General features: G+C 71.4%; 17 protein-coding genes and 1 pseudogene. 11 read left to right on the forward strand and 7 right to left on the reverse strand.

Going from position 1 to position 24,940, the window contains the following annotated elements:
- Nucleotides 1–2 precede the first annotated feature (2 nt).
- Nucleotides 3–878: an acyl-CoA thioesterase gene (locus AQJ46_RS09700; protein ID WP_059205181.1), complete on the forward strand. Its 876-nt coding sequence runs from the start codon at nucleotides 3–5 to the stop codon at nucleotides 876–878.
- A 22-nt stretch (nucleotides 879–900) separates the two neighbouring features.
- On the opposite strand, the gene AQJ46_RS09705 is transcribed toward AQJ46_RS09700, so the two are convergent.
- Nucleotides 901–1,689, reverse strand: coding sequence for a phosphatase (locus AQJ46_RS09705; RefSeq protein WP_059205182.1), 789 nt, complete (start codon nucleotides 1,687–1,689; stop codon nucleotides 901–903).
- Between the two features lie 69 nt (nucleotides 1,690–1,758).
- A complete protein-coding gene (locus AQJ46_RS09710; protein WP_208616907.1) occupies nucleotides 1,759–3,219 on the reverse strand; it encodes a PucR family transcriptional regulator in 1,461 nt (486 codons plus the stop codon).
- A 106-nt stretch (nucleotides 3,220–3,325) separates the two neighbouring features.
- On the opposite strand from AQJ46_RS09710, the gene AQJ46_RS09715 reads away from it, so the two are divergent.
- The 3 genes from AQJ46_RS09715 to AQJ46_RS09725 are packed head-to-tail and all read left to right on the forward strand — an operon-like array spanning nucleotide 3,326 to nucleotide 7,463.
- Complete coding sequence (locus tag AQJ46_RS09715; RefSeq protein ID WP_059205184.1) at nucleotides 3,326–4,771, forward strand: sodium:solute symporter; 1,446 nt, start codon at nucleotides 3,326–3,328, stop codon at nucleotides 4,769–4,771.
- Nucleotides 4,772–4,815: 44 nt separating this feature from the next.
- Nucleotides 4,816–5,784, forward strand: a complete 969-nt coding sequence (gene speB, locus AQJ46_RS09720; protein WP_059205185.1) for an agmatinase — start codon at nucleotides 4,816–4,818, stop codon at nucleotides 5,782–5,784.
- Nucleotides 5,781–7,463 carry a thiamine pyrophosphate-binding protein gene (locus AQJ46_RS09725; RefSeq protein ID WP_059205186.1) on the forward strand — a complete coding sequence of 561 codons (1,683 nt, stop codon included), beginning with the start codon at nucleotides 5,781–5,783 and terminating at the stop codon, nucleotides 7,461–7,463. Before speB ends, AQJ46_RS09725 begins: the two co-directional genes overlap by 4 nt.
- A gap of 8 nt (nucleotides 7,464–7,471) precedes the next feature.
- Here the strand turns inward: AQJ46_RS09725 and AQJ46_RS09730 are convergent, their stop codons facing one another.
- The 3 genes and pseudogenes from AQJ46_RS09730 to AQJ46_RS09740 form a co-directional block, all read right to left on the reverse strand.
- Nucleotides 7,472–8,278 carry an endonuclease I family protein gene (locus tag AQJ46_RS09730; RefSeq protein WP_059205187.1) on the reverse strand — a complete coding sequence of 269 codons (807 nt, stop codon included), beginning with the start codon at nucleotides 8,276–8,278 and terminating at the stop codon, nucleotides 7,472–7,474.
- 349 nt (nucleotides 8,279–8,627) lie between these two features.
- Nucleotides 8,628–10,126, reverse strand: a pseudogene (locus AQJ46_RS09735) (FG-GAP and VCBS repeat-containing protein).
- A gap of 195 nt (nucleotides 10,127–10,321) precedes the next feature.
- The gene (locus AQJ46_RS09740) at nucleotides 10,322–12,517 is read right to left on the reverse strand and encodes an ArnT family glycosyltransferase (RefSeq protein ID WP_059205188.1); all 2,196 of its coding nucleotides are present in this window, start codon (nucleotides 12,515–12,517) and stop codon (nucleotides 10,322–10,324) included.
- A 143-nt stretch (nucleotides 12,518–12,660) separates the two neighbouring features.
- On the opposite strand from AQJ46_RS09740, the gene AQJ46_RS09745 reads away from it, so the two are divergent.
- The 5 genes from AQJ46_RS09745 (at nucleotide 12,661) to AQJ46_RS09765 (ending at nucleotide 20,400) form a co-directional block, all read left to right on the forward strand.
- On the forward strand, nucleotides 12,661–13,503 hold the full coding sequence (locus AQJ46_RS09745; RefSeq protein WP_059205809.1) for a serine hydrolase: 843 nt from the start codon (nucleotides 12,661–12,663) through the stop codon (nucleotides 13,501–13,503).
- 48 nt (nucleotides 13,504–13,551) lie between these two features.
- Nucleotides 13,552–14,577, forward strand: a complete 1,026-nt coding sequence (locus AQJ46_RS09750; RefSeq protein ID WP_059205189.1) for an esterase-like activity of phytase family protein — start codon at nucleotides 13,552–13,554, stop codon at nucleotides 14,575–14,577.
- A gap of 93 nt (nucleotides 14,578–14,670) precedes the next feature.
- Nucleotides 14,671–18,387, forward strand: a complete 3,717-nt coding sequence (locus AQJ46_RS09755; protein ID WP_059205190.1) for an ABC transporter ATP-binding protein — start codon at nucleotides 14,671–14,673, stop codon at nucleotides 18,385–18,387.
- A 133-nt stretch (nucleotides 18,388–18,520) separates the two neighbouring features.
- The gene (locus tag AQJ46_RS09760; RefSeq protein WP_387530925.1) at nucleotides 18,521–18,850 is read left to right on the forward strand and encodes a hypothetical protein; all 330 of its coding nucleotides are present in this window, start codon (nucleotides 18,521–18,523) and stop codon (nucleotides 18,848–18,850) included.
- Nucleotides 18,851–18,960: 110 nt separating this feature from the next.
- Nucleotides 18,961–20,400, forward strand: coding sequence for a S28 family serine protease (locus AQJ46_RS09765; RefSeq protein WP_059205192.1), 1,440 nt, complete (start codon nucleotides 18,961–18,963; stop codon nucleotides 20,398–20,400).
- Between the two features lie 24 nt (nucleotides 20,401–20,424).
- Here AQJ46_RS09765 and AQJ46_RS09770 read toward each other — a convergent pair whose 3' ends face one another.
- Entirely contained in the window at nucleotides 20,425–21,066 is a 642-nt protein-coding gene (locus AQJ46_RS09770; protein WP_059205193.1) for a hypothetical protein, read from the reverse strand.
- 133 nt (nucleotides 21,067–21,199) lie between these two features.
- The gene (locus tag AQJ46_RS09775) at nucleotides 21,200–22,984 is read right to left on the reverse strand and encodes a glycoside hydrolase family 3 protein (protein ID WP_059205194.1); all 1,785 of its coding nucleotides are present in this window, start codon (nucleotides 22,982–22,984) and stop codon (nucleotides 21,200–21,202) included.
- Between the two features lie 370 nt (nucleotides 22,985–23,354).
- On the opposite strand from AQJ46_RS09775, the gene AQJ46_RS09780 reads away from it, so the two are divergent.
- Nucleotides 23,355–23,612, forward strand: coding sequence for a hypothetical protein (locus AQJ46_RS09780; RefSeq protein WP_059205195.1), 258 nt, complete (start codon nucleotides 23,355–23,357; stop codon nucleotides 23,610–23,612).
- A gap of 60 nt (nucleotides 23,613–23,672) precedes the next feature.
- Nucleotides 23,673–24,938 carry a 3-phosphoshikimate 1-carboxyvinyltransferase gene (aroA, locus tag AQJ46_RS09785; protein ID WP_059205196.1) on the forward strand — a complete coding sequence of 422 codons (1,266 nt, stop codon included), beginning with the start codon at nucleotides 23,673–23,675 and terminating at the stop codon, nucleotides 24,936–24,938.
- Nucleotides 24,939–24,940: the final 2 nt, after the last annotated feature.

A 24,940-nucleotide genomic window follows, 5' to 3' on the forward strand; every position in this document is an offset into this window, starting at 1 on the left:
CCATGAGCCAGGCACTTCAGGATCTCCTCGATCTGCTCGACCTCGAGCAGATCGAGGAGAACATCTTCCGCGGCCACTCCCGCGCCGCCGTCGTCCCCCGCGTCTTCGGCGGGCAGGTCGCCGCGCAGGCGCTGGTCGCCGCCGGGCGGACGGTCCCCGAGGACCGGCTCGCCCACTCCCTGCACGCGTACTTCCTGCGCCCCGGCGACCCGGGCGCGCCGATCGTCTACACCGTCGACCGCATGAACGACGGCCGGTCCTTCACCGCCCGCAGGGTCCTCGCCGTCCAGCACGGCCAGCCGATCTTCGCCCTCTCCGCCTCCTTCCAGCGGCACGAGGAGGGCTTCGACCACCAGGCCGCCATGCCCACCGCCCCCGACCCGGCCACGCTCCCCACCTCGGCGGACCGGCTGCGCGGCTACGACCACCTGGACCCGGCCGTCGTGGAGCGCTTCCTGGAGGCCCGCGAGGCGATCGACCTGCGCTACGCCGACGACCCGCCGTACGGAAAGTTCGGCGAGCCGCGCGAGCCGCACTCCCAGGTCTGGTTCCGCACCAACGGCAAGCTCGGCGGTGCTGTCGACGAACCGCTGCTCCATGTCGTCCTCGCCACGTACGTCTCCGACATGACGCTCCTCGACTCGATCCTCCTCGCGCACGGCCGCGGCGGCTGGGCCGTCGGTGACGTCGTCGGGGCCTCGCTCGACCACGCGATGTGGTTCCACCGCCCCTTCCGCGCCGACGAGTGGCTCCTGTACGACCAGGAGTCCCCGTCGGCCCAGGGCGGCCGCGGCCTCGGCCAGGCCCGCATCTACACGCAGGACGGCCGGCTGGCCATCTCGGTGATCCAGGAGGGCGTGGTCCGCGCGCCCCGGTGACGGCCGCCCTCGGGGCCCGTGTCTAGGCCAGGCCGGCTTCCGCCAGCAGATACGCCGTCATCGGGTCGTAGTAGCGAGGGCTCACCACGTGGTCGTCCAGCGGCACGGTCACCTGGACCGTCCCCTCGGCCTCCGCCAGGAACAGTGCCGGGTCGTTGGAGTCGGCGTAGCCCACCGAGTCCACGCCGTGCTGTCCGGCGTAGCCCGCCCAGCCGTGGTCGGCGACGACCAGGTCGGGCAGCGGACGGCCCTCCCGCTCCAGGGCCGTGAGGATGGCCTTCATGGGGTCGCCGGAATGCGTGTGCCACAGCGTCGCGCCGTGCTCCAGGACCGCCACGTTCGCGAACTGCATCACGTACCCCTCGTCCGTCTGCAGCCCGTCCGGGATGACCACGATCTCGCAGCCGGCCGTGCGCAGCGCGGCGGCCGTGGCGTGGTGGACGTCCAGCATGCCGCCGGGGTGGCCGGTGGCGAACAGCACCCGCTGCTGTCCGTCCGCCGCCTTCCGCAGCCGGGCCGCCATGCGCTCCAGGCCGCCGACGGTCAGCTCGGGGTCGATGGTGTCCTGGCCGTACCGGTACTCCGGGTCGTCGTTGACCCCCACCCGCTCCGCCATCACCGCGAGCACGTCCTGCTCGTCGCTCCAGCGGTCCCCGAGCTCCAGGCCGAACCAGTAGTGCCGGTTGCCGTTCGCCAGCTGGCGGTAGTGGGAGAGGTTGTTCTCACGCGGGGTGGCGACCTCACCCGCGATACGGGTCTTCACAAGGTGGTCGACGAGCTCGGCGCGGCTGGGTGTCCCGGGTATCGGCATGTCTCCATTCTGGGGCACGCCTTCACCGGATCGCCGCGCATCCCGCACGCTGGGACGCGGGTCACGTGATCATGGTCGCCGCAGCGCGAACCACAGCTCCATCCGCACGTCCGGGTCGTCCAGGTCCGCCTCCAGCAGCGCCGCGCACTTCGCGATCCGCTGCCGGACGGTGTTGCGGTGCACGTCCAGCGCGACCGCCGTCCGGTCCCAGCTGCCGTGCAGGGACAGCCAGGTGCGGAGGGTCTCGGCGAGGGCGGGAGCGAGCGGGGCCAGGAGCGCCCTGGCGTGTGCCTCGGCGTCCGCCTCCGGCACCAGATCGGCGAGGGCGGGACGGGCCCCGTACCGGACCAGCCCGGCCCGGGTCGCACGGGCGCGGGCCAGCGCACGGCCCGCCTGGACGTCGGCGGCGGCCCACTCCCGCGGTCCGGCGACGGCACTGACGCCCAGCGTCCACCCCGGCTGCGGGGCCGGTTCAGGATCGGCGGGCAGCAGGACCCGTACGACCTCCCGGGCCACGTCCACCATCGGCGACCCGAGTGCCGCGCCCAGCGCGGAGGCGGCGACGGGGTCGGGAGCGGCGAGGGTGTCGGGCCGGGCGTGCACGACGACCCACCGCTCGCCACCGAGGAGCGGGGCCACGTCCTCGGCGGGTGCGCCCAGCAGCAGCCGTACGAGCGCCGACGACCGCGCCGCCCCGGACCCGCTCTGATGCTCACCGGTGAGCAAGGACAGGAGCACGGCGGCGACGGAGGCGATCGTGTGGTCGCCGGGATCCCGCTGCGGGGCGGCGAGGCCGAGCACGAAGCCATGTCCGGCGCCGAGGGAGTACGCGGCGAGATGGACGCCGGCGGTCGCATGGCTGGCGGAGGCCGGCGTCCCGGGACCGGAGGGGCGTACGACCTCCGCGAGTCCGGTCAGCGCCTCCCGGGCGGCCGTCCCCACCAGTCGTCCGGCGGCCGCGACCTCCACCCCGTCCGGGCCGTACAGCACCGCCCACCCCCCGACCCGCTGCGCCAGCTGCCGCAGTACCGACGGCACCGGGTCGGGGCGGGACGCGGCCGCGGCCAGGCTCTGCTGGGCCTCGGTGACGCGGCGCAGTTCCGCGTGGCGGGCCTGGGCCATCAGTTGCCAGACCGCGCGGGCCACGGCGGAGAAGGTGGTCCGGGGCGGGACCTCGATCAGGGGCAGCTCATAGAAGTCGCAGGCCGCGACCAGGGCACGCGGGACCGTGTCGTGCACCGGGGCCACACCGAATCCGAGGGCCGCTCCGCCCGCCTCGACGACACGGGAGACGTAGTCGTCGAAATACGTGCCCGAGCCCGCCGCCTCCGGGATGTGCACCCCCGCCGTCAGCAGCAGCTCACCGCCCAGCAGATACGGGTACGGGTCCGCCATCTCCGAGGTGTGCGCCCAGTGGACGACCGCGTACGGATCCGCGGGGCCCGCGATCTGCCGCAGCCCGAGATCCTCGCGGGCCAGCAGCGCGGCCAGCGGGACCGGTGGGGTGGGTGGGACGGCCGGGTCCGGCATGGTGGACGTTCCCTCCATCCAGTACGGCTCGAATGGATGAAACGTACACTTCGCAGCCGCTTTCCGGCCACCTACTGTCGACGCAGACCGGCAGAAGGAGGGCCCCATGGCCGTCGACTACACCGTCATCGTCGTCTACCTGGCCGGCATGCTCGCCATGGGCTGGTGGGGCATGCGCCGCGCCAGGTCCAAGAGCGAGTTCCTGGTCGCCGGGCGCCGCCTCGGGCCCGCCATGTACTCCGGCACCATGGCCGCGATCGTCCTCGGCGGCGCCTCCACCATCGGTGGCGTGGGCCTCGGTTACCGGTACGGCCTGTCCGGCGCCTGGATGGTCTTCACCATCGGCCTCGGCCTGCTGGCCCTGTCCGTCTTCTTCTCCGCCCGCATCGCCCGCCTCAAGGTCTACACCGTCTCCGAGATGCTGGATCTCCGGTACGGCGGCCGGGCCGGGGTCATCTCCGGCGTGGTCATGTGGGCGTACACCCTCATGCTCGCGGTCACCTCGACCATCGCCTACGCCACCATCTTCGACGTCCTCTTCGACATGAACCGGACCGTCGCGATCGTCCTCGGCGGCTCGATCGTCGTCGCGTACTCGACCCTCGGCGGCATGTGGTCCATCACCCTCACGGACATGGTGCAGTTCGTCGTGAAGACCATCGGCGTACTGCTCCTGCTGCTGCCCATCGCCGTCGTCAAGGCGGGCGGCTTCGACGAGATGAAGGCCAAGCTGCCCACCGGGTACTTCGACCCGCTGGGCATCGGCGGCGAGACGATCTTCACCTACGTCCTGATCTACACCTTCGGCATGCTCATCGGTCAGGACATCTGGCAGCGCGTCTTCACCGCCCGCAGCGACACGACCGCCAAGTGGGGCGGCACGGTCGCCGGCACCTACTGTCTCGCGTACGCCCTCGCCGGCGCGGTCATCGGTACGGCCGCCAAGGTCCTCTACCCGAACCTGGCCAACGCGGACGACGCCTTCGCGACCATCGTCAAGGACGAACTCCCGGTCGGGGTAAGGGGCCTGGTGCTCGCCGCCGCGCTCGCCGCCGTGATGTCGACGTCCTCCGGCGCGCTGATCGCCTGCGCGACCGTGGCGAACAACGACATCTGGTCGCGCCTGCGGGGGAGGCCGGCCGACGGGGAGCGCGACGAGGTTCGGGGCAACCGCGCCTTCATCCTCGTCATGGGCGTGGCCGTGATCTGCACGGCGATCGCCCTCAACAACGTCGTCGAGGCGCTGACCGTCGCCTACAACCTCCTGGTCGGCGGCCTCCTCGTCCCCATCCTCGGCGGACTGCTCTGGAGGCGCGGCACCGCTCAGGGCGCGCTGGCGTCCGTGATCGTCGGCGGCCTCGCCGTGATCGGTCTGATGGCCGGCTACGGCATCCTCGCCAACGAGCCCGTGTACTACGGCCTGCTGGCCTCCCTGGCCGTCTACGTCGCCGTATCCCTGGCGACGCCGGCGACCGACACCGCCGTACTCGAAGCGTGGCGCGAGCGTCTCGCCGGGCGCGGTGTTCCCGAGCCGGTTCCGGCATCCCGGTAGACCGGTCGGTATTGAACAGCACGACAGAAGGAAGGCATACGACCATGAGCTCCCCCGAGACCCCCCGCGGCCCCGTCGACTCCTCCCGCATCCCGCGCTACGCCGGCCCCGCGACCTTCGCCCGGCTGCCGCGCCTCGACGAGGTCGGGCGGGCCGAGGTCGCCGTCGTGGGTGTGCCCTTCGACTCGGGTGTCTCCTACCGGCCGGGCGCCCGCTTCGGCGGCAACGCGATCCGTGAGGCGTCCCGGCTGCTCAGGCCCTACAACCCGGCGCAGGACGCGTCCCCCTTCGCGCTGGCGCAGGTGGCGGACGGCGGCGACATCGCCGTGAACCCGTTCGACATCCACGAGGCCGTCGAGACGATCGAGGCGGCCGCGGACGACCTCCTCGGCACCGGCGCCCGCCTGATGACCCTGGGCGGCGACCACACCATCGCCCTCCCGCTGCTCAGGTCCGTCGCGAAGAAGCACGGACCGGTCGCCCTGCTGCACTTCGACGCCCACCTCGACACCTGGGACACCTACTTCGGCGCCGAGTACACGCACGGGACGCCGTTCCGGCGGGCGGTGGAGGAGGGGATCCTCGACACCTCCGCCCTCTCCCACGTGGGCACCCGTGGGCCGCTGTACGGCAGGCAGGACCTCACCGACGACGAGAAGATGGGCTTCGGCATCGTGACGTCCGCGGACGTCATGCGGCGCGGTGTGGACGAGATCGCCGACCAGCTCCGCCAGCGCGTCGGCGACCGGCCCCTCTACATCTCCATCGACATCGACTGCCTGGACCCGGCCCACGCGCCCGGCACGGGCACCCCCGAGGCGGGCGGCATGACCTCCCGCGAGCTGCTGGAGATCCTGCGGGGTCTGGCATCGTGCAACCTGGTGTCGGCGGACGTCGTCGAGGTGGCCCCCGCGTACGACCACGCGGAGATCACGTCGGTGGCGGCCTCCCACACCGCATACGAACTGACCACGATCATGTCCCGCCAGATTGCAGAGGCCCGCGCGCAGTGACTCACGACCACGACCTGGTGCTCCGCCCGACCGCCGCCCAGACCGAGGCCGCGCTGAACCCGCCTCCCGGCCGCAGCGGCGGAGACCTGGTCGTGGAGACGCTGGCCGCGCTCGGCGCGACGACCGTCTTCGGCCTGCCCGGCCAGCACGCGCTCGGCGTGTTCGACGCGCTCCGGCGTTCCGACCTGCGCTACATCGGCCTGCGGGTGGAGAACAACGCGGGTTTCGCGGCGGACGCGTACGGCAGGATCACGGGGGAGGCGGCGCCGCTGCTGCTGTCGACCGGTCCCGGCGCGCTGACGTCCCTGGCCGCTCTTCAGGAGGCGGCCGCGGCCTCGGCGCCCGTCCTGGCGATCAGCAGCCAGATCCCGTCCGCCGGACTGGGCGGCGGCCGTCACGGCTATCTGCACGAACTCCCGGACCAGTCGGCCTCGTTCAGGGGCGTGGTGAAGTCGGTGCACACCGTCCGCTCCCAGTCCCAGATCCCCTCCGCGATCGAGGCGGCCTGGAAGTCGGCGCTGACCGCCCCGCACGGCCCGGTGTGGGTGGAGATCCCGCAGGACGTGCTGCTGGCCGAGACCCTGATCCCCGTGGTGACGGGCGGCGACGCCTTCCCCGAGGAGCTGCCTCCGCGTCCCGAACTCACCGCGGTGGCGGCCGACCTGCTGTCGAACGCGGCCCGGCCGGCGATCATCGCGGGCGGGGGAGTCGTACGGGCGGACGCGTCCCGCAAGCTGCGACAGCTGGCGGAGACGCTCCAGGCCCCGGTGGTCACCACGCCCGGCGGCAAGGGCGCCTTCCCCTGGACGCATCCCCTGTCCCTCCAGTCCTGGATCGAGGACCGCCACACCACGGACTTCCTGGAGGACGCGGACGTCCTCCTGGTGGTTGGCTCGGGACTGGGCGAACTCTCCTCGAACTACCACACGTTCAAGCCGCGAGGCCGGGTCGTGCAGATCGAGGCGGACCTCGGCAAGCTGGAGTCCAACCACCCCGCGCTGGGCATCCACGCGGACGCCCGACTGGCGTTGCAGGCGCTGCTGGAGACGGTGTCACCGAGGGAGGACGCGACGGCGGCCGAGCGGGTCCGTACCGTCCTCGCGAAGGTCTCCGACCGCATCGCCGCCCAGGAACTCACCCTGGAACAGGAGCTGTTGGCGTCGGTCCGCAGGGCCCTGCCCGCCGACTCCCCGTCCTTCTGGGACATGACGATCCTCGCGTACTGGGCCTGGTCGGCGTTCGACGCCAAGGGGCCCAACCTGCTCCACTCCGCCCAGGGCGCCGGAGGTCTGGGCTACGGCTTCCCGGCGGCGCTGGGCGCGGCGGTGGCCGACCCTTCGCGCCCGGTGCTGGCGGTGTCGGGTGACGGAGGGGCGTTGTACTCGATCGCCGAGCTGGCGACGGCCCGCCAGTACGACCTGAACGTCACCTGGCTGATCGTCGACGACGGCGGCTACGGCATCCTGCGCGAGTACATGACGGACGCCTTCGGCCAGGCCACGGGGACGGAGCTGACCCGCCCCGACTACGTGGCACTGGCCGAGTCCTTCGGCGTCCCCGGGGTCCGTACGACCCCCGGGGACCTCGCGGACGATCTGTCGAAGGCGCTCGGCTCACCGGGGCCCTCGGTGGTGGTCCTGCCGGCGGTGCTGCGGATGTTCGCACCCACGCACCTGTAGCCGGGCTCCTACCAGATCGCCTCGACCCACTCCGGGTGGTCGATGAACGGGTTGCGGTTGTGCTGGTAGGTGTCGTAGATGACCTGGTTGCGCTTCTCCTCGAAGGCGCTCGGCGGGTCCGCCTCGTTCCAGGCCTTGAGGACGGAGAGCTTGCCCATGTAGGGGTTGGAGCCGTTGCCGACCTTCTCGTTGGGCTCCAGGTCGGCGAAGCCGTCGCCGCCGTCGTAGCGCACGGCCATGTAGAGGATCATGCGGGCCACGTCGCCGCGGTCCGCGGTGCGCGGCGCGAAGGAGTCGGAGTCGACGGTGCTGCCGCCGCCGTTGGTGACGGTGCTGCCGCCGTTGTCGAAGTCGAGGTTGCCGCGGATGCTGTTGACCTGGACGTCCGCGGGGCGCAGGTGGTGGAGATCGGTGCCGGGCCCGGTCACCTCGCCGAAGTCGCCGTGGGACTTGGCCCACACGTGCTCTCGGTTCCAGTCGCCGACGTCACCGCCGTTGAGGGACTTGCTGCGGGAGACACCGCTGTACAGCAGGATCACGTTGCTGCTGTTGTTCGGGTCCTGGTCGGTGACCTTGAGCGCGTCCCAGACCGCGGAGTACGAGATCTTCGAGACGTTGGCGCTGATGATCGTGTGCAGGGAGGACTTCAGGGTCGTGCCCGTCTTGCCGACCGCGTTCTTGTAGTACGTCGAGTCGTACGCGGTCGTCGTGGCGGCGGCCGGGGTCGTGGTCACGACCGGGGCGGCGAGCCCGACCAGCACGGCGGCGGTGGTGAGCGCCACCGACTTCCAACTACGGATGCGTGTCGCCGGCATGAGGGGGGTCCCATCTACGCGGGTTGAATGGAGGCGGCAGATGGGAGCGTGACATGGACATGCGGCCGTGTAAATGGATGGTGCGTGTCCATTGGGTGACCTGAAACGGCAAATCAGGCCTTGTCTACGCGAGTTGACCGCCACCCGCCACCCGCCACCCGCCACCGGCCCCCCGGGGCCCAAGGGCGCCGGGGGGATTCACGGAGAAAGGCTCAGTGGAGCAGGACTGCGCCCGGTTTCGGGGAGCCGGACGTCGAGACGCCCAGGGAAGACGGGCCGAAGGCGATCGCGTTCTTTGTGGTCAGGCCAGTGGTCGTTCGTCTCGTTCGCGAAAATGTGACGGCAGTGCCTAGTCGGCGAAGAGCGCGCCGAACTGTGCGGCGCCGGAGGTGGAGACGCCCACCGCGGTCACGGAGAGGGTGCGGGCGCCGGTCGTGCCGATCTTCGTGCCGGTGGAGGGCAGGTAGGTCACCGCTCCGTCGCCGCCGTCCTCGTACGACCCGACGACCAGATCCGCCTTGCCGTCGCCGTTGACGTCGTCGAGCTTGACGTCGGCGCCGAACAGGTCGCCCTTCTCGTCGGTACCGGGGACGCCCGTCGTGTTCTGCCCGAAGGCCTGGAGGCCGGTGGAGGTGTTGATGCCGCTCGCGGAGCCGTACATGACGGCGACATGCCGGTGTTGGTGACGCTGCCGAGGTCCTCGTTCGGGGTGGAGACGACCAGGTCCTGGTAGCCGTCGCCGTTGACGTCGCCCAGGTCCAGGTCCCAGCCGAAGGCGTCACCCTTCTCCGAACTGCCGGGGACGTTCCCGGTGTTCTGGGTGATGCCGGTGGTCGAGGCGGGGCCCGACGCGGAACCGTAGGTGATGCTGACCTTGCCGCCGTTCGCGGCGTCCGGGATGGCCTGGCCGTCGCTGGTGGTGGCGTCCCAGCCGGCGCCGGTGACGATGTCGCCGTAGCCGTCGCCGTTGATGTCCCCGATGCCGGTAACGATGCCCGGCTTGAGGGTCTTGACGCTCGCGACGCTCAGACCGCTCGCGGTGCCGGGGACGAAGTAGTTGGTGTTCCAGCCGTTCTGGGTCTGCGTCTCGAAGCCGTCGACCACCAGGTCGGTGCGGCCGTCGCCGTTCACGTCGCCGGCGGTGAGCTGCTCCGGGCCGTACGGGAAGCCGGCCGAGCCGGGCTGGATCGGGGGCTTGACGGTGTAGCGGCCACCGGGTTGGCCGGTGGAGCTGCTGAAGCCGCCCTTGTAGACGTAGAGGGTGGCGGCCGAGCTGCCGACGGCCAGGTCGGCCTTGCCGTCGCCGTCGAAGTCGCCGGCGGCCAGGGACAGGCCCCAGTTGTCGTGCGAGGAGACGGCCGGGTCCGGCACGTTGCTGGCCTTGCCGGTGAGGCCGCTCGCCGAGCCCCACAGGATCGCGAGGGCGCCGCCGTCGGTGTCGGTGCCGACCTTCTCGTACGGCGAGGCCACGGCGAGGTCGTCGTAGCCGTCGCCGTTGAAGTCGGCGTACGCCGTCGCGCCGCCGAAGAAGTCGCCGGTCTCGGCGCTGCCGGGCACGGTGCCGGAGTTCTGGCTGAGGACCGAGCGCTTGGCCGAGGTCACGCCGGTGGTGCGACTGCCGTAGAGGGCGACGACCTGGCCGGCGTTGGCGTGGCCGCTGACGGAGGCGCCGGCGGCTGTGGCGAGGATGTCGCCGATGCCGTCGCCGTTGAAGTCGGCCTTCGCGACCTTGAACGAGTCGGCGGCGGTGGCCGTCGTCGCCGAGACCGTGAGCAGACCGCCCGTCAGCGCGGCAGCGGCGGCCGTCGCGAGGGCGAGTCGCAGGTACGGATGGCGGTACTGGTGCATGCGGGTTCTCCTGCGGCATGCGGGGGATGCCTGGCGGGCATCCGCGTCGATGGGGTGCCAACCGTCCGTGTTTGCCGTGTGTTGTCCTCTGGGACACGGCCCGTTGGCGATCAAGAGACCTCTGGTGGGGCCCAAGGGTTGTAGGGGACGCCGGTGGTTCTTCACCGGCGTCCCCTACAACAGCGGGATGGGTGGTCAGCCGACGTCCGAGGGGTCCAGGCGGTAGACCGTCGACGTGCTCGTGTCGGACGCCGAGCTCTTGCTCGTGCTGTAGTCGCTCTCCTTCACCGCCGTGCCGTTCTTCTGCACCCAGCTGGTGATCTCCTGGCTGAGGCTGCTGTTGCCGCCCATACCGCCGCCGCCGAGCTGGATGTAGTGCAGCTCGCCCTTCTTCACCAGCTCCTTGAGCCGGGCGAGGGTCATCGCCTTGTCGGTGCCGGTGAAGCCCCACATGGAGATGACGGGCTTGTGCGTGCTGAGGATGAGCTGGCCGGCGCTCTGCGAATTGGACACCGCGAGCAGCCACTTGGCGCCGTCCTGGTGCTTCTCCAGGTACGAGATCAGTGCGCTGTCGACGCTGCCGCCCATGCCACCGCCACCGCCACCGGGGCCACCGGTCATGCCGCCGGTGCCGCCGGGAGCCGTGCCACCGCCCGGGAGTTCCCCGCTCGTGCCGCCGGGTGCGCCGCCCTGCGGGAGCTCACCGGTGCCGCCACCGGGCTGCATCTGGCCGCCGCCGTTGCCGCCGGGGAACTCCCCGGCCGCCCGGCCACCCTGCTGGGTGCCGTCCTGCCCGCCACCGGGGCCACCGCCGTTGCCGCCGAAGCCGCCCCGGCCGCCACCGCCGCCGGGACCACCCATGCCGCCACCGGTCGACGGACCCGCCGTCGGGTTGGTGCCGCCCATACCGCCGGTGGTGGTGGAGAAGGCCGGCGAGGCGGCGTACGCCGTCGGGCCCGCGAGGGCCGCCACGATCGCCGCGACGACGGACACGCCGAGCAGCCGCGCCCTGGTGCCGGAACCCGCCGTACGGAAGACGAACAGGCCCGCGATCGCGAGGACCATGACCACACCGACGATCGGCCACAGCCAGGTGTTCCAGCCGGTGGCCCGGCGCAGCAGCACGATCGCCCAGACGCCGGTGACCGCGAGCCCGGCCGGCAGCACCCAGGACCAGCGGGCGTCACCGCCGCGGAAGGCGCGCCACAGCATCACGCCGCCCGCGCCGGTCAGCGCCGCGATGCCCGGGGCGAGCGCGGTCGTGTAGTACGGGTGCATGGTGCCCTCCGCCATCGCGAAGGTCAGGTAGTGCAGCACCAGCCAGCCGCCCCACAGGACGAGCGCGGCGCGGGTGGCGTCGGTGCGCGGGGCCCGGCCGCACAGCACCAGGCCGGCGACGAGCGCGAGGAGGGCGAAGGGGATCAGCCAGGAGATCTGGCCGCCGAGGATGTCGTTGAACATCCGGCCGAGCCCCGCGGTGCCGGCGAAGGTGCCGCCCCCGCCGCCCCCGCCACCGCCGTTGCCCTCGCCGCCGAGGACCCGGCCCAGGCCGTTGTAGCCCATGATCAGGTTCCAGGCGGAGCCGTCCGTCGAACCGCCGATGTAGGGACGGTCGTCGGCGGGCACGAGAGAGACCGCCGTCGCCCACCAGAAGCTGGAGACCGCCAACGCCACAGCCGCGAGGGCCAGGTTGACGGCCTTCCTCTTCCAGCCGAGCTTCGAGGCGTACACGTACACCGCGAAGACGGCCGGCAGTGCGATGTAGCCCTGGAGCATCTTGGTGTTGAAGGCGAGGCCGAAGAGGACCGCGGAGCCGATGAGCGGCAGCAGCCTGTCGGTGCGCACGGCGCGCAGCGCGAGGGCCGCGCCGCCGACCATCAGCAGGACGAGGAGGGTGTCGGGGTTGTTGTCCCGGTTGATCGCGACGGTGATCGGGGTCAGCGCGAGGACGAGCGCGGCGATCGCGGCCGCCGCGTGCCCGAACACCCGCTTCACGCAGGCGTGCAGGATCCAGATCGTGCCGAGGGCGGCCGCCACCTCGGGCAGCATCATCTGCCAGGTGCCGAAGCCGAAGATCCGGCACGACAGCCCCATGACCATCAGCGCGAACGGCGGCTTGTCGACCGTGAGGAAGTTGCCCGCGTCGAGCGACCCGAAGAACCAGGCCTTCCAGCTCTGCGTACCGCTGTAGATCGCGGAACTGTAGAAGCTGTTCAGGCCGGCCCCGGACAGGTTCCAGCTGTAGAGGACGCCGGCCAGGACCAGGATCGCGAGCAGCGCGGGCAGCGACCAGCGCGGGGCCTTGTCCGGGGATGCCGCGGCGGGGACCGGTGGCGGCCAGTCGGGGGACACGGTCTCGGCGTGGGGGTGGGGATCGGTGGCAGATGTCACCCGGGCATCGTGCGAAGGCCGGTTGGGTGAGGGCTGTGACGTACCTGGCGCCGTCCTGTGAAAACGCCACGGGTTAGGTAACGACTCGCACAACCATTCCCCATGCGTACAACCATTCACCTGAACCCGCGAGTCAAATGGGCATGACTCGGGGGATAGCAAGACACGCGAAATGGATCGCGACGGGCGCGCTGGCCGCGTGCGTCGCCGCCGCCACGCCGGCCGCCGCCGCGACCGCACCGGCCGTCAGCTGCACGTCCGCCAAGGCGGGCCTGGCCGACAAACTGAAGCGGGACATCACGTCCGCCCTCTCCCACCGCTCCGGCACGATCGCCGTCGGCCTCTACGACCGTACGACCAAGACCACCTGCACCCTGCGCTCCTCCACCGCCTACGACTCCGCGAGCGTGGTCAAGGTGACCGTTCTCGCCACGCTGTTGTGGGACGCGAAGAAGCACAACAGGTATCTGACCGACCGCGAGGTCACCCTCACCAAGGCCATGATCACCAAGTCGGACAACGACGCCACCAGCAAGCTGTGGCGCCAGCTCGGGCTGACCAAGATCAAGGGCTTCCTCTCCGCGGCCGGCATGACCCAGACCAAGCCGGGGGCGAACGGCTACTGGGGCCTGACCCAGATCACCGTCACCGACGAGCAGAAGCTGCTCAAGCTGGTCACCGCGAAGAACACGGTCCTGAGCGACAACTCCCGCGCCTACATCCTGAAGTTGATGGGCCAGGTCATCTCGTCGCAGCGCTGGGGCACACCGTACGGCCGCGGATCGGGCATCTCCTGGCACGTCAAGAACGGCTGGCTGCAGCGCTCCACGCACGGCTGGCGGGTGCACAGCGTCGGCACCTTCAAGGGCGGCGGCCACGACTACATGATCACGGTGCTCACCCACGGCAACAGCACCATGAACTACGGCATCACGACGATCCAGGGCGTCGCGAAGGTCATCCACCGCGATCTCGCGGCGAGCTGACGCCTGCCGGACTCCCGTACGTCACCGACCCGACCTACGGTGACGGCCATGCAGCTGAGAACCGTACTCGCCACCACCACCGCGGCCGTCGCGGCGGCGGCCTGCCTCGCGGCCACGGGCCCGGCGCAGGCCGCCGCGCCGGTGAGCCACGCCTGCTCCCCGTCCGTCTCACTCGACCGCTTCTCCGACGCGCTCGACAAGACGACGTACGACGGCACCTTCGTCGGCAACTTCTCCGCGCTCGCGGTGGACGGGGACGGCTCGCTCGCCGCCCTCTCGGACCGCTCCTCGCTGTTCTCCCTGGACGCGAGGACCCTCGCGCCGAAGGCGGTCGTTCCGCTCGCCGACGAGAAGGGCGCCGCGCTGGACTCCGAGGGCCTGGCGATCGACCGCGACGGCACCCGGCTGATCACCTCGGAGACCGAGCCGTCGATCCGCCGCTACGGCACCGACGGCACGATCCTCGACCGCCTCCCCGTCCCGGCCTCGCTCCAGGTGGCTCCGGCGGGCCGCGCCACGTCGAACCAGACCTTCGAGGGCCTGACCCTCATGAACGGCGGCCGCACCCTGCTCGCCTCCATGGAGTACGCGCTCTCCGGCGACACGGCCGGCATCGTCCGCTTCCAGACCTGGCGGCGCCACCACGGCCGTTTCGAGCTCGCGGCCCAGTACGCCTACCGCACCGACGCCGCCTTCCTCGGCGTCCCCGAGGTCCAGGCCCTGCCCGACGGCCGCCTCCTCGTCCTGGAGCGCGGCTTCACCTCCGGCGTAGGCAACACGGTCCGCCTGTACCTGGCCGACCCCCGCCACGCGACGGACACGAGCGGCGTCGAGAACCTGACGGGCCAGTCCGGTGTGCGCCTGATCAAGAAGACCCTGCTCACGGACATCGCGAGCTGCCCGACCCTGGGCGCGACGGCCAAGCAGCCCCAGCCGAACCCGCTCCTCGACAACATCGAGGGCATGGTCGTCACGGGCGTGCGCAAGGGCCGCCTCGAGGTCCTGCTGGTCAGCGACGACAACCAGAACGCGGTGCAGACGACCCGGTTCTACTACCTCAGGGTGCGGGCCTGACCCTCGGGAATGTTGCGGAGGGATGAAATCCGCTCGGTTTGGCGTTGGTGCCTTCCGGTAGATCAGGTCGAGGGACAAACCGGAGGGCACCGCGTGGAACCGCAACGGGGATGGGCACGACGACTGGCCGGGTACGCCTGGCGCTACCCCAAGGACGTCGTCCTCGCCCTGGTCTCGTCCCTCGGCGGCATGGCCGTCATGGCGATCGTCCCGCTGATCACCAAGGTGATCATCGACGACGTCATCGGCGACCACACCCGGGACATGGCCCCCTGGGCGGGCGCCCTGGTCGTCGCGGCGGTCCTCGTCTACGTCCTCACCTACATCCGCCGCTACTACGGCGGCCGCCTCGCCCTCGACGTCCAGCACGACCTCCGCACGGAGATGTTCGGCACGATCACCCGCCTCGACGGCCGCCGCCAGGACGAGCTGTCCACGGGCCAGGTCGTCGGCCGGGCCACCAGCGACCTCCAGCTGATCCAGGGCCTGCTCTTCATGCTGCCGATGACGATCGGCAACTTCGCCCTCTTCCTGATCTCCCTGATCGTGATGGCCTGGCTGTCGATCCCGCTCACCCTGGTCGCCCTGGCGGTGGCCCCGGCCCTGTGGTGGATCGCGAGGCGCTCCCGCTCCAAGCTGCACCCCGCCACCTGGTACGCCCAGGCCCAGGCCGCCGCCGTCGCGGGCGTGGTCGACGGCGCCGTCAGCGGCGTACGCGTGGTCAAGGGCTTCGGCCAGGAGGACCAGGAGACCGGGAAGCTCCGGGAGGTCGGCCGCCGCCTCTACGCGGGCCGCCTGCGCACGATCCGCTTCAACTCGAAGTACACCCCGGCCCTCCAGGCCGTCCCCGCCCTCGGCCAGGTCGCGATGCTGGCCGTCGGCGGCTGGCTCGCGGTCCGCGGCCACATCACGCTCGGTACCTTCGTCGCCTTCTCCACCTACCTCGCCCAGCTCGTCGGCCCGGTCCGCATGCTCGCCATGGTCCTCACGGTCGCCCAGCAGGCCCGCGCCGGCACCGAGCGCGTCCTGGAGCTGATCGACACCGAGCCGTACCTGAAGGGCGGCACCAAGGAGCTCCCCGCCGCCGCCCCGGCCACCGTCGAGTTCGACGACGTGTCTTTCGGCTACGACCGCGCCCCCGGCAGGACCAGCCCGGTTCTGAACGGCCTGAGCTTCGAGATCCGCGCCGGCGAGACCCTCGCGGTCGTCGGTTCCTCCGGCTCGGGCAAGTCCACCGTCTCCCTGCTCCTGCCGCGCTTCTACGACGTCACCCATGGCGCCGTCCTCATCGGCGGCCACGACGTCCGCGAGCTCACCCTCGACTCCCTGCGGGCCGCGATCGGTCTGGTCCCCGAGGACTCCTTCCTCTTCTCGGACACGGTCCGGAACAACATCGCGTACGGCCGTCCCGACGCGACGCAGGAGGAGGTCGAGAAGGCCGCCCGCGCCGCCCAGGCGGACCGTTTCATCGCCGAGCTCCCCCTGGGCTACGACACCAAGGTCGGCGAACACGGCCTCACCCTCTCCGGCGGCCAGCGTCAGCGCGTCGCGCTCGCCCGCGCGATCCTCACCGACCCGCGTCTGCTCGTCCTGGACGACGCCACCTCCGCCGTGGACGCGCAGGTCGAGCACGAGATCCACGAGGCCCTGAGGCAGGTCATGGAGGGCCGCACCACCCTCCTCATCGCCCACCGCCGCTCCACCCTGAACCTCGCCGACCGCATCGCCGTCCTGGAGAACGGCCGCCTCGCCGACCTCGGCACCCACGAGGAACTCCAGCACCGGTCGCCCCTCTACCGCCGCCTGCTCACCGACCCCGACGGCCTCGGCGGCGTCTCCCCGGGCCACGCCCGGCCGGCCGCCGTACAGGACGACACCTCCGTACGCGACGAGCTGGACGCCGAGTTCGACGCCGAGCGCGGAGTCACCCCCCGCCTGTGGACCGGCGACCGCGAGCCCAAGGACACCGCTCTCGCGGGCACTCCGGCCACCCCCGAACTCCTCGCCGAGGTCGACGCGTTGCCCCCGGCGACGGACACCCCCGACATCGACGAGGCACGCGCGGTCACGCCCGAGGAGTCGTACGGCCTGCGACGGCTGCTGCGGGGCTTCGGCCGCCCGCTGCTGATCAGCCTGGGCCTGGTCGCCGTGGACGCCGGCATGGGCCTGCTGCTCCCGGTGATGATCCGGCACGGCATCGACGACGGCGTCACGCGGATGGCCATCGGAGCGATCTGGACGGCGACCCTGTTCGCCCTGCTCTCGGTCCTCGCCCAGTGGGCGGCCCAGATCGGCGAGACCCGGATGACCGGACGCACCGGCGAACGGGTCCTGTACTCCCTGCGTCTGAAGATCTTCGCCCAGCTCCAGCGGCTCGGACTCGACTACTACGAGCGGGAGCTGACGGGCCGGATCATGACGAGGATGACGACGGACGTCGACGCCCTCTCGACCTTCCTGCAGACCGGCCTGGTCACCGCCTTCGTCTCGGTCGTCACCTTCTTCGGCATCATGGGCGCCCTGCTGGTGATCGACGTACAGCTGGCGCTGGTCGTCTTCGCGACGCTCCCGCCGCTGATCGTCGCCACGTACTTCTTCCGCAAGGCGAGCGTGAAGGCGTACGAACTCGCCCGTGAACGCGTCTCGGTGGTCAACGCCGACCTCCAGGAGTCGGTGTCCGGGCTGCGGATCGTGCAGGCGTTCCGCCGGGAGCGGGACGGCGGGGCGCGCTTCGCGGAGCGCAGCGACAGTTACCGCCAGGCCCGCACCCGGGGCCAGTGGCTGATCTCGATCTACTTCCCCTTCGTCCAGCTGCTGTCCTCGGTGGCCGCCGCGGCCGTGCTGATCGCGGGCGCGGGCCGGGTGGACGCGGCGACCCTGACGACCGGCGCCCTGGTCGCCTACCTCCTCTACATCGACCTGTTCTTCGCCCCGGTCCAGCAGCTCTCCCAGGTCTTCGACGGCTACCAGCAGGCGACCGTCTCCCTGGGCCGCATCCAGGAGCTGCTCCAGGAACCGACGTCCACGAAGGCGGCCGAGGAGCCCCTGGACGTCCTGTCGTTGCGGGGCGAAGTGGCCTTCGAGAACGTGCACTTCGCGTACGGCGACGACGAGGAGGCACTCGGCGGCATCGACCTGAAGATCCCCGCCGGTCAGACGGTCGCGTTCGTCGGCGAGACGGGCGCGGGCAAGTCCACCGTGGTCAAGCTGGTGGCCCGGTTCTACGATCCGACGGGCGGCCGGGTGACGGTCGACGGCTCGGACCTGCGCGCCCTGGACCTGACCTCCTACCGCCACCGCCTCGGCGTGGTCCCCCAGGAGGCCTACCTCTTCCAGGGCACGATCCGCGACGCCATCGCCTACGGCCGCCCGGACGCCACCGACGCCGAGGTCGAGGCGGCGGCCCGCGCGGTCGGCGCCCACGAGATGATCGCCACGCTGGAGGGCGGCTACCTCCACGAGGTCGCCGAACGCGGCCGCAACCTCTCCGCGGGCCAGCGCCAGCTGATCGCGCTGGCCAGGGCGGAACTGGTCGACCCGGACATCCTGCTCCTCGACGAGGCCACGGCAGCCCTGGACCTCGCCACCGAGGCCCTGGTCAACCAGGCCACCGACCGTCTCGCGGGCCGGCGTACGACCCTCGTCGTGGCCCACCGCCTGACCACGGCGGCCCGCGCGGACCGCGTCGTGGTGATGGCCCACGGCCGCGTGGTCGAGGACGGAACCCACGACGAGCTGCTCGCGCTGGACGGGCGGTACGCCGAGTTGTGGCGGACGTTCGTGGGGGAGCCGGCCGAGGTGTCCGGCTGACGGTCGTGCAACCGTCCGACATACGTTCTGCGTCCGTACACCCGTACGTCCAAGAGCTGCGGGAGGGACGGCAGTGAAGAGTGGAGCGATACGGCGGCTGGCGGTGGGACTGACCGTGACGGTGGCGGCCGGGATGTTCGGGGTCGCCGTGCCGGGACAGGCGCAGGCCGCGGCCTCGTCCTGCGAGGGGCGCAAGGTCAGGTCGTTCCCGTTCTCCACCGGCACCGTGGAGGTGTACAAGCGGCGCGGTTACGTGTGCGCGGTGACACTTCCCAAGCGCCCCGGGGTCCGGCAGCACATGAAAGTGAGTCTGCGGGCGTACGGGCTGCGGCCGGTCGAGGACGTGGGCCGGTACAAGTACCGGGCCGGTCCGGTCACCGTGCACGCCGGGCAGCGGAAGGTGTGGGTGAAGGGCGAGGTCGGCCGGGGCAAGTACGACTCGGACGGCTGGATCCGGCTCTGAGACACAGGTTTCCCACAGGGTTTTCCCCATCGTGGCGTCACTTCCCCTGGTGCGGACCGGACTTGCGCCGCTAGCGTCCGGCGCACATCTGTACTCACAGGGGAGGGTGCATGCGCAAGGCGCTCAGATGGCTCCTCACGCTGGTCGTGCTCATCGGCACGGTCAGTACGGCAGGGGCGGCCACCGCCGCCGAGCCGGAGGCCGACGGCACCAGTGCCGCCACCGACATCAAGGATCAGCTCCTCGCCGTCCCGGGGATGAGCCTGGTCGAGGAGAAGCCGTACACCGGCTACCGCTTCTTCGTCCTGAACTACACCCAGCCGGTCGACCACCGGCACCCGTCCAAGGGCACGTTCCAGCAGCGGATCACCGTGCTGCACAAGGACGCCGGCCGGCCGACGGTCTTCTACACCGGCGGCTACAGCGTCTCGACGAACCCGGGCCGCCGTGAGCCGACCCAGATCGTGGACGGCAACCAGGTCTCCATGGAGTACCGCTTCTTCACGCCCTCCCGGCCCGACCCGGCCGACTGGACGAAGCTGGACATCTGGCAGGCGGCCAGTGACCAGCACCGCATCTTCAAGGCGCTGAAGAAGATCTACACGAAGAACTGGATCTCCACGGGCGGCTCCAAGGGCGGCATGACCGCCACCTACTACGAGCGCTTCTACCCGCGAGACATGGACGGCGTCGTCGCGTACGTCGCCCCCAACGACGTGGTGAACAACGAGGACTCGGCGTACGACCGCTTCTTCGAGAAGGTCGGCACCAAGGAGTGCCGCGACCGGCTGAACGCGGTGCAGCGCGAGGCCCTGGTGCGGCGCGAGCCGCTGGAGAAGAAGTACGCCCAGTACGCGGCGGCGGAGGGCTTCACCTTCAGCACCGTCGGCAGCCTGGACCGGGCCTACGAGGCCGTCGTCCTCGACTACGTCTGGGGCTTCTGGCAGTACAACCTGCTGGCCAACTGCGGTGACGACGAGCTCGTCCCGCCGGACGCGAAGACCGCGACCGACGACCAGATCTGGAACTCGATCGACACCGTCTCCGGGTTCTCCTTCTACACCGACCAGGGCCTGGCGCCGTACACGCCGTACTACTACCAGGCGGCCACCCAGCTCGGCGCCCCGACGATCCACTTCCCGCACATCGAGAAGAAGTACGTCCGCTACGGCTACCAGCCGCCGCGCAACTTCGTCCCGCGGGACATCCCGACGAAGTTCCAGCCGTACGCGATGCGGGACGTGGACAACTGGGTGCGGAACAACGCCCGTCACATGCTCTACGTCTACGGCCAGAACGACCCGTGGGGCGCGGAGCGGTTCCGCGTCGACAAGGGAGCCAAGGACGCGTACGTGTTCACCGCGCCCGGCATGAACCACGGGGCGAACGTCGCCGGTCTGGTCGCCGACCAGAAGGCGTTCGCCACGGCCAGGATCCTCGCCTGGGCGGGCGTTCCGGCCACCGCCGTGAGCGAGGCGAAGCCGCTCGCGAAGTTCGACAAGAAGCTGGACGTCCGGGACGTGGAGCGCGAGCCCGCCCTGCGTCCGTAGTCCGCTCGCCGCGCCCGGCCGGGATCACAACGGCCGGGCGCAGCCCACCGGCTGAGCGCCGCCGAGCTGGACGTACAGGGCTGTGGACAGCGGGCACCGGCTGCGCTCGGCGACCGCCTTCACCACCTTGTACTGCGGTTTCCTCGCGCCCTTGCCGTCACACGCGGTCTCCCTGACCTGTCCGCTGCCCGAGCTGTACACGCAGTCGCCGACGATGGTCCGCGGTCCGCCCCCGCCGCCGGGGTCACCGGGGTGCGGCGGTTGCAGGTTGCGCATGCAGGCGTATCCCTGCGGCACCGCCCCGTCGCCGTCCTCGTCGGAGATCTGGCTCTGCTCGCTGATGTGCAGCACGAAGTCGGTGGTCGCCGGGCACGGCGGCCCGCCGGACGGGGTGCCGTCGTGCCGGGCCACGACCCGTGCCGCCGCCCGCTCACTGGTGCAGGGCACCTCGGTGAAGCTGGCCTTGCCGAAGGAGCTGCACTCGTCGACCGCGAGGAACACCGCGCCGAATCCGGAGGCCCGGGTCGCGGACGGTGAGACCGAGGCCGTGGCGGCGGTCCCCTCGTCGCTCTCCCCGCCGGCCGCCGGCTGGGTGCACCCCGTCAGCAGGGCGGCGAGCAGCGCCGCCAGTACGTACACCACCCCCGTGGAAAACCTGTCGCGCATCACAATCCCCCCGCACTACCCCCACCGCCCAGCGTGACCGCCGCGGCGGGGCCACGCCAGACGTGTGGGGTCCTTTGCGCCTTTCGGGGGTGATGTACGAGTTGCGAGTCGTACGGGAAGTACGTCCCGCGCGCTATCGGCGGTACGCCAGCCCGTACCCGACCGGGTACAGCGCCGTCGCCGGATCGTCCGCCCGCTGCACCGGCACGGGCAGCTTCCCGCGCGGTGCCGCCTGTCCGGCGATCACCCGTGCAGCCGCCCGCAGTTCGACATCGGTCCAGGAGTAGGCCGCCAGGTAGGCCGGGACGGTGGGCAGGTGGGCCACGTCGTAGGGGTTGCGGATCGCGACCGCCACCACCGGCCTCCCGGCCGCCACGAGCTGCTCGACGAGTGTCTTCTGGGCGGCTGTGATGTTGTACGTCCCCACGATGACCGCGTCCGCGTCCTGCGCGGCGGCGACGGCCTGGGCGACGGTGGCCGCCGAGGGTGCCGTACCGGTCGGCAGGGCGGTGGCCGTGAAGCCCAGTGCGGTGAGGGCGGCGGCGAGGACCCCGGTCGGCGGGCCCGTCGTACCGGACGGAGAGGCGGGGTCGGCGCCCACCACCAGCAGCTTGGGGTGGGTGTTGCGGTTCAGGGGCAGCACTCGCCCCTCGTTGACCAGCAGGGTCGTCGTCCGCTCGGCGATCCGCTCGGCCGCGGCGAGGTGGGCCGGGGTGCCGACGGTCCGGGTCACACCGCCGTGGCTGACGTACGGCTCCTCGAAGAGCCCCAGCCGGGCCTTGAGCCGCAGGATCCGCAGGATCGACTCGTCCAGCCGTGCCTCGGTGAGCTCGCCGTCCCGTACGGCCTTCAGGACGGCGTTCCACGCGACGTCCAGGGAGGGCGGGTTGAGGAGCTGGTCGACACCGGCCTTGAGGGCGAGGACGGGGACGCGGGCGTCGCCGTACTTCGTGCGGACGCCCTCCATACCGAGGGAGTCCGTGACCACGACGCCGTCGTAGCCGAGTTCGCCGCGCAGGATTCCGGTGAGGATGGGGTGGGAGAGGGTGGCCGGGTCGCCGGAGGCGTCGAGGGCCGGGAACTGGATGTGCGCGGTCATGATCGAGTCGATGCCGGCGCGGATCGCGGACCGGAAGGGAACGGCGTCCAGCTTCTCCCACAGTTCCCGGCTGTGGGTGATGACCGGGAAGCCGTAATGGCTGTCGACGGCGGTGTCCCCGTGCCCCGGGAAGTGCTTGGCGGTCGCGGCGACCCCGGCGCCCTGGTACCCGGCGACCTCGGCGGCCACGAGCCCGGCGACCGCGTCGGCCTCGGAGCCGAAGGAGCGGACGCCGATGACGGGGTTGGCCGGGTTGACGTTGACGTCGGCGACGGGGGAGTAGTTCTGCCGGATGCCGATGGCTCGCAGTTCCTGCCCCGCGATCCGGCCGAGGGTGCGGGCGTCCTTCCGTGAACCGCCGGCACCGATCGCCATGGCGCCCGGGAAGAGGGTGGCGGGCTCGCCGACCCGGCAGACGATCCCGTGCTCCTGGTCGGTGGAGACGAGGACGGGCAGTCCGCGCGGCTGCCGCAGTGACGCCTGCTGGATGCCGTTGGACAGGTCGGCGATCTGGTGCGGATCACGGGTGTTGTGCGCCCAGGTGAAGTAGATGATCCCGCCCACCCGGTACCTGGCGATCATCTCGGCGGCCGTACGGACGCCGATCTCCTTGAGATTGGCGTCGATGTCGGCCTGGTCGGGGGCGGTGGCGGAGTGGCCGTAGACCCGCATCACGAAGAGCTGGCCGACCTTCTCCTCGAGCGTCATACGGGAGATGAGGGAGCGGAGCTTCTTGTCGTTCGCGTGCGCGGTCCCGCTGAGGGCGAGTGAGGCGGCCACGCCCGCCGTGGCGGCGAGGACGGTACGTCTGGAGGGCACGTGCGCTCCTTCCGGAGGTGATCCGCTGAAGGAAACTTCCGAGGGGTCACCAATATCCGGGAAGTTTCTGCCAGTCAAGGGAGCGCGCAGCAACCAGGGAGGGGCCGTCATCGGCGCAGTTGGAGGGGGGCGCGCCGATGACGGCGTGCTGCCGGCCGCAGTACGCAGGAGAGGGTTGGTCAGCGTTCGCAGCCAGCAGCGAGGCCGACGCCGTACCACGGTGACTCTCCGGCAGCTTGCGCATTGGACGAGCGGCGGCGGGGCGGGGTTCCCGGCTCGGGCCTGATTTCCCCAAGTTGGTGTGGCCGGGGTCAACGGGACGGATGAGCCGACATATCGGGCCGGTGCGCCCCCCGCGTAGGGTCGGTGCATGAGCCAGTTGCTGCCGCTCCCGACCGTCCTCGCCGGTCTTGCCGTGACCCTGGTCCTCTTCGCCCTGCTGGCCCGCCACGTCCGCCGCCGCGGGACGGCGGGCGGGGCCCTGCGCGGGGCGATGGCGGCGCACGACGAGGTGTGGCACGGGACGGCAGCCGATTCGTACTACGAACTCCAGGTGCAGACGGACCGCAAGGCGCCGCTGCCGGACGACCGGTGGAGGCGGGGGCCACGCTCCGGGCGCCGCCCCTGAACGGGGTCCACCCCGTGGACGTCCCGGCGTCGGAGGGGGGCGTGGGCGATCATGAGAGGCATGCCCGCCGACACGCCCGCCCCGCAGACCCTCTCCCTCCCCGGCTCGAAGTCCCTCACCGCCCGGGCCCTCTTCCTGGCCGCCGCGGCCGACGGAGTGACCACCCTCCTGCGCCCCCTCCGCTCGGACGACACCGAGGGCTTCGCCGAGGGCCTGGTGCGGCTGGGCTACCGGGTCGGCCGTACACCGGACGCGTGGCAGGTGGACGGCCGCCCGCAGGGACCGGCCGCCGCCGAGGCGGACGTGTACTGCCGTGACGGCGCGACGACCGCCCGCTTCCTGCCCACCCTGGCCGCGGCCGGCCACGGCACGTACCGCTTCGACGCCTCGCCCCAGATGCGCAGGCGTCCCCTGCTGCCGCTGTCGCGTGCGCTGCGCGACCTGGGCGTGGACCTGCGGCACGAGGAGGCGGAGGGGCACCACCCGCTGACGGTCAGGGCGGCGGGAGTGGAGGGTGGCGAGGTGACGCTGGACGCGGGCCAGTCCTCCCAGTACCTCACCGCACTCCTGCTGCTGGGCCCCCTGACCCGCCGGGGCCTGCGCATCCGCGTCACGGACCTGGTGTCGGCACCGTACGTCGAGATCACCCTCGCGATGATGCGGGCGTTCGGGGTGGAGGTGGCGAGGGAGGGCGACGTCTTCGTGGTCCCGCCGGGCGGCTACCGCGCCACGACCTACGCGATCGAGCCCGACGCGTCCACGGCGAGCTACTTCTTCGCGGCGGCGGCGCTGACCCCGGGCGCCGAGGTGACGGTCCCGGGCCTGGGCACGGGCGCGCTCCAGGGCGACCTCGGCTTCGTGGACGTGCTGCGGCGGATGGGAGCGGAGGTGTCCGTCGGCGCCACGGCCACCACGGTCCGGGGCACCGGCGAACTGCGCGGCCTCACGGTCAACATGCGGGACATCTCGGACACCATGCCGACACTCGCGGCGATCGCCCCCTTCGCCTCCGCCCCCGTCCGCATCGAGGACGTGGCGAACACGCGGGTGAAGGAGTGCGACCGCCTGGAGGCCTGCGCGGAGAACCTGCGCCGGCTGGGCGTGCGGGTGGCGACGGGCCCGGACTGGATCGAGATCCACCCGGGCGTCGCTCCTTCGGCAGACACCCGCATCACGACGTACGGCGACCACCGCATCGTCATGTCCTTCGCGGTCACCGGCCTTCGGGTACCGGGAATCTCGTTCGACGACCCCGGATGCGTACGCAAGACTTTCCCCGGTTTCCATGAGGCGTTCGCGGAGCTGCGAAGGACCATCGGGGGTTGAAC

Source organism: Streptomyces canus (genome assembly GCF_001514145.1).
GTDB lineage: Bacteria > Actinomycetota > Actinomycetes > Streptomycetales > Streptomycetaceae > Streptomyces > Streptomyces canus.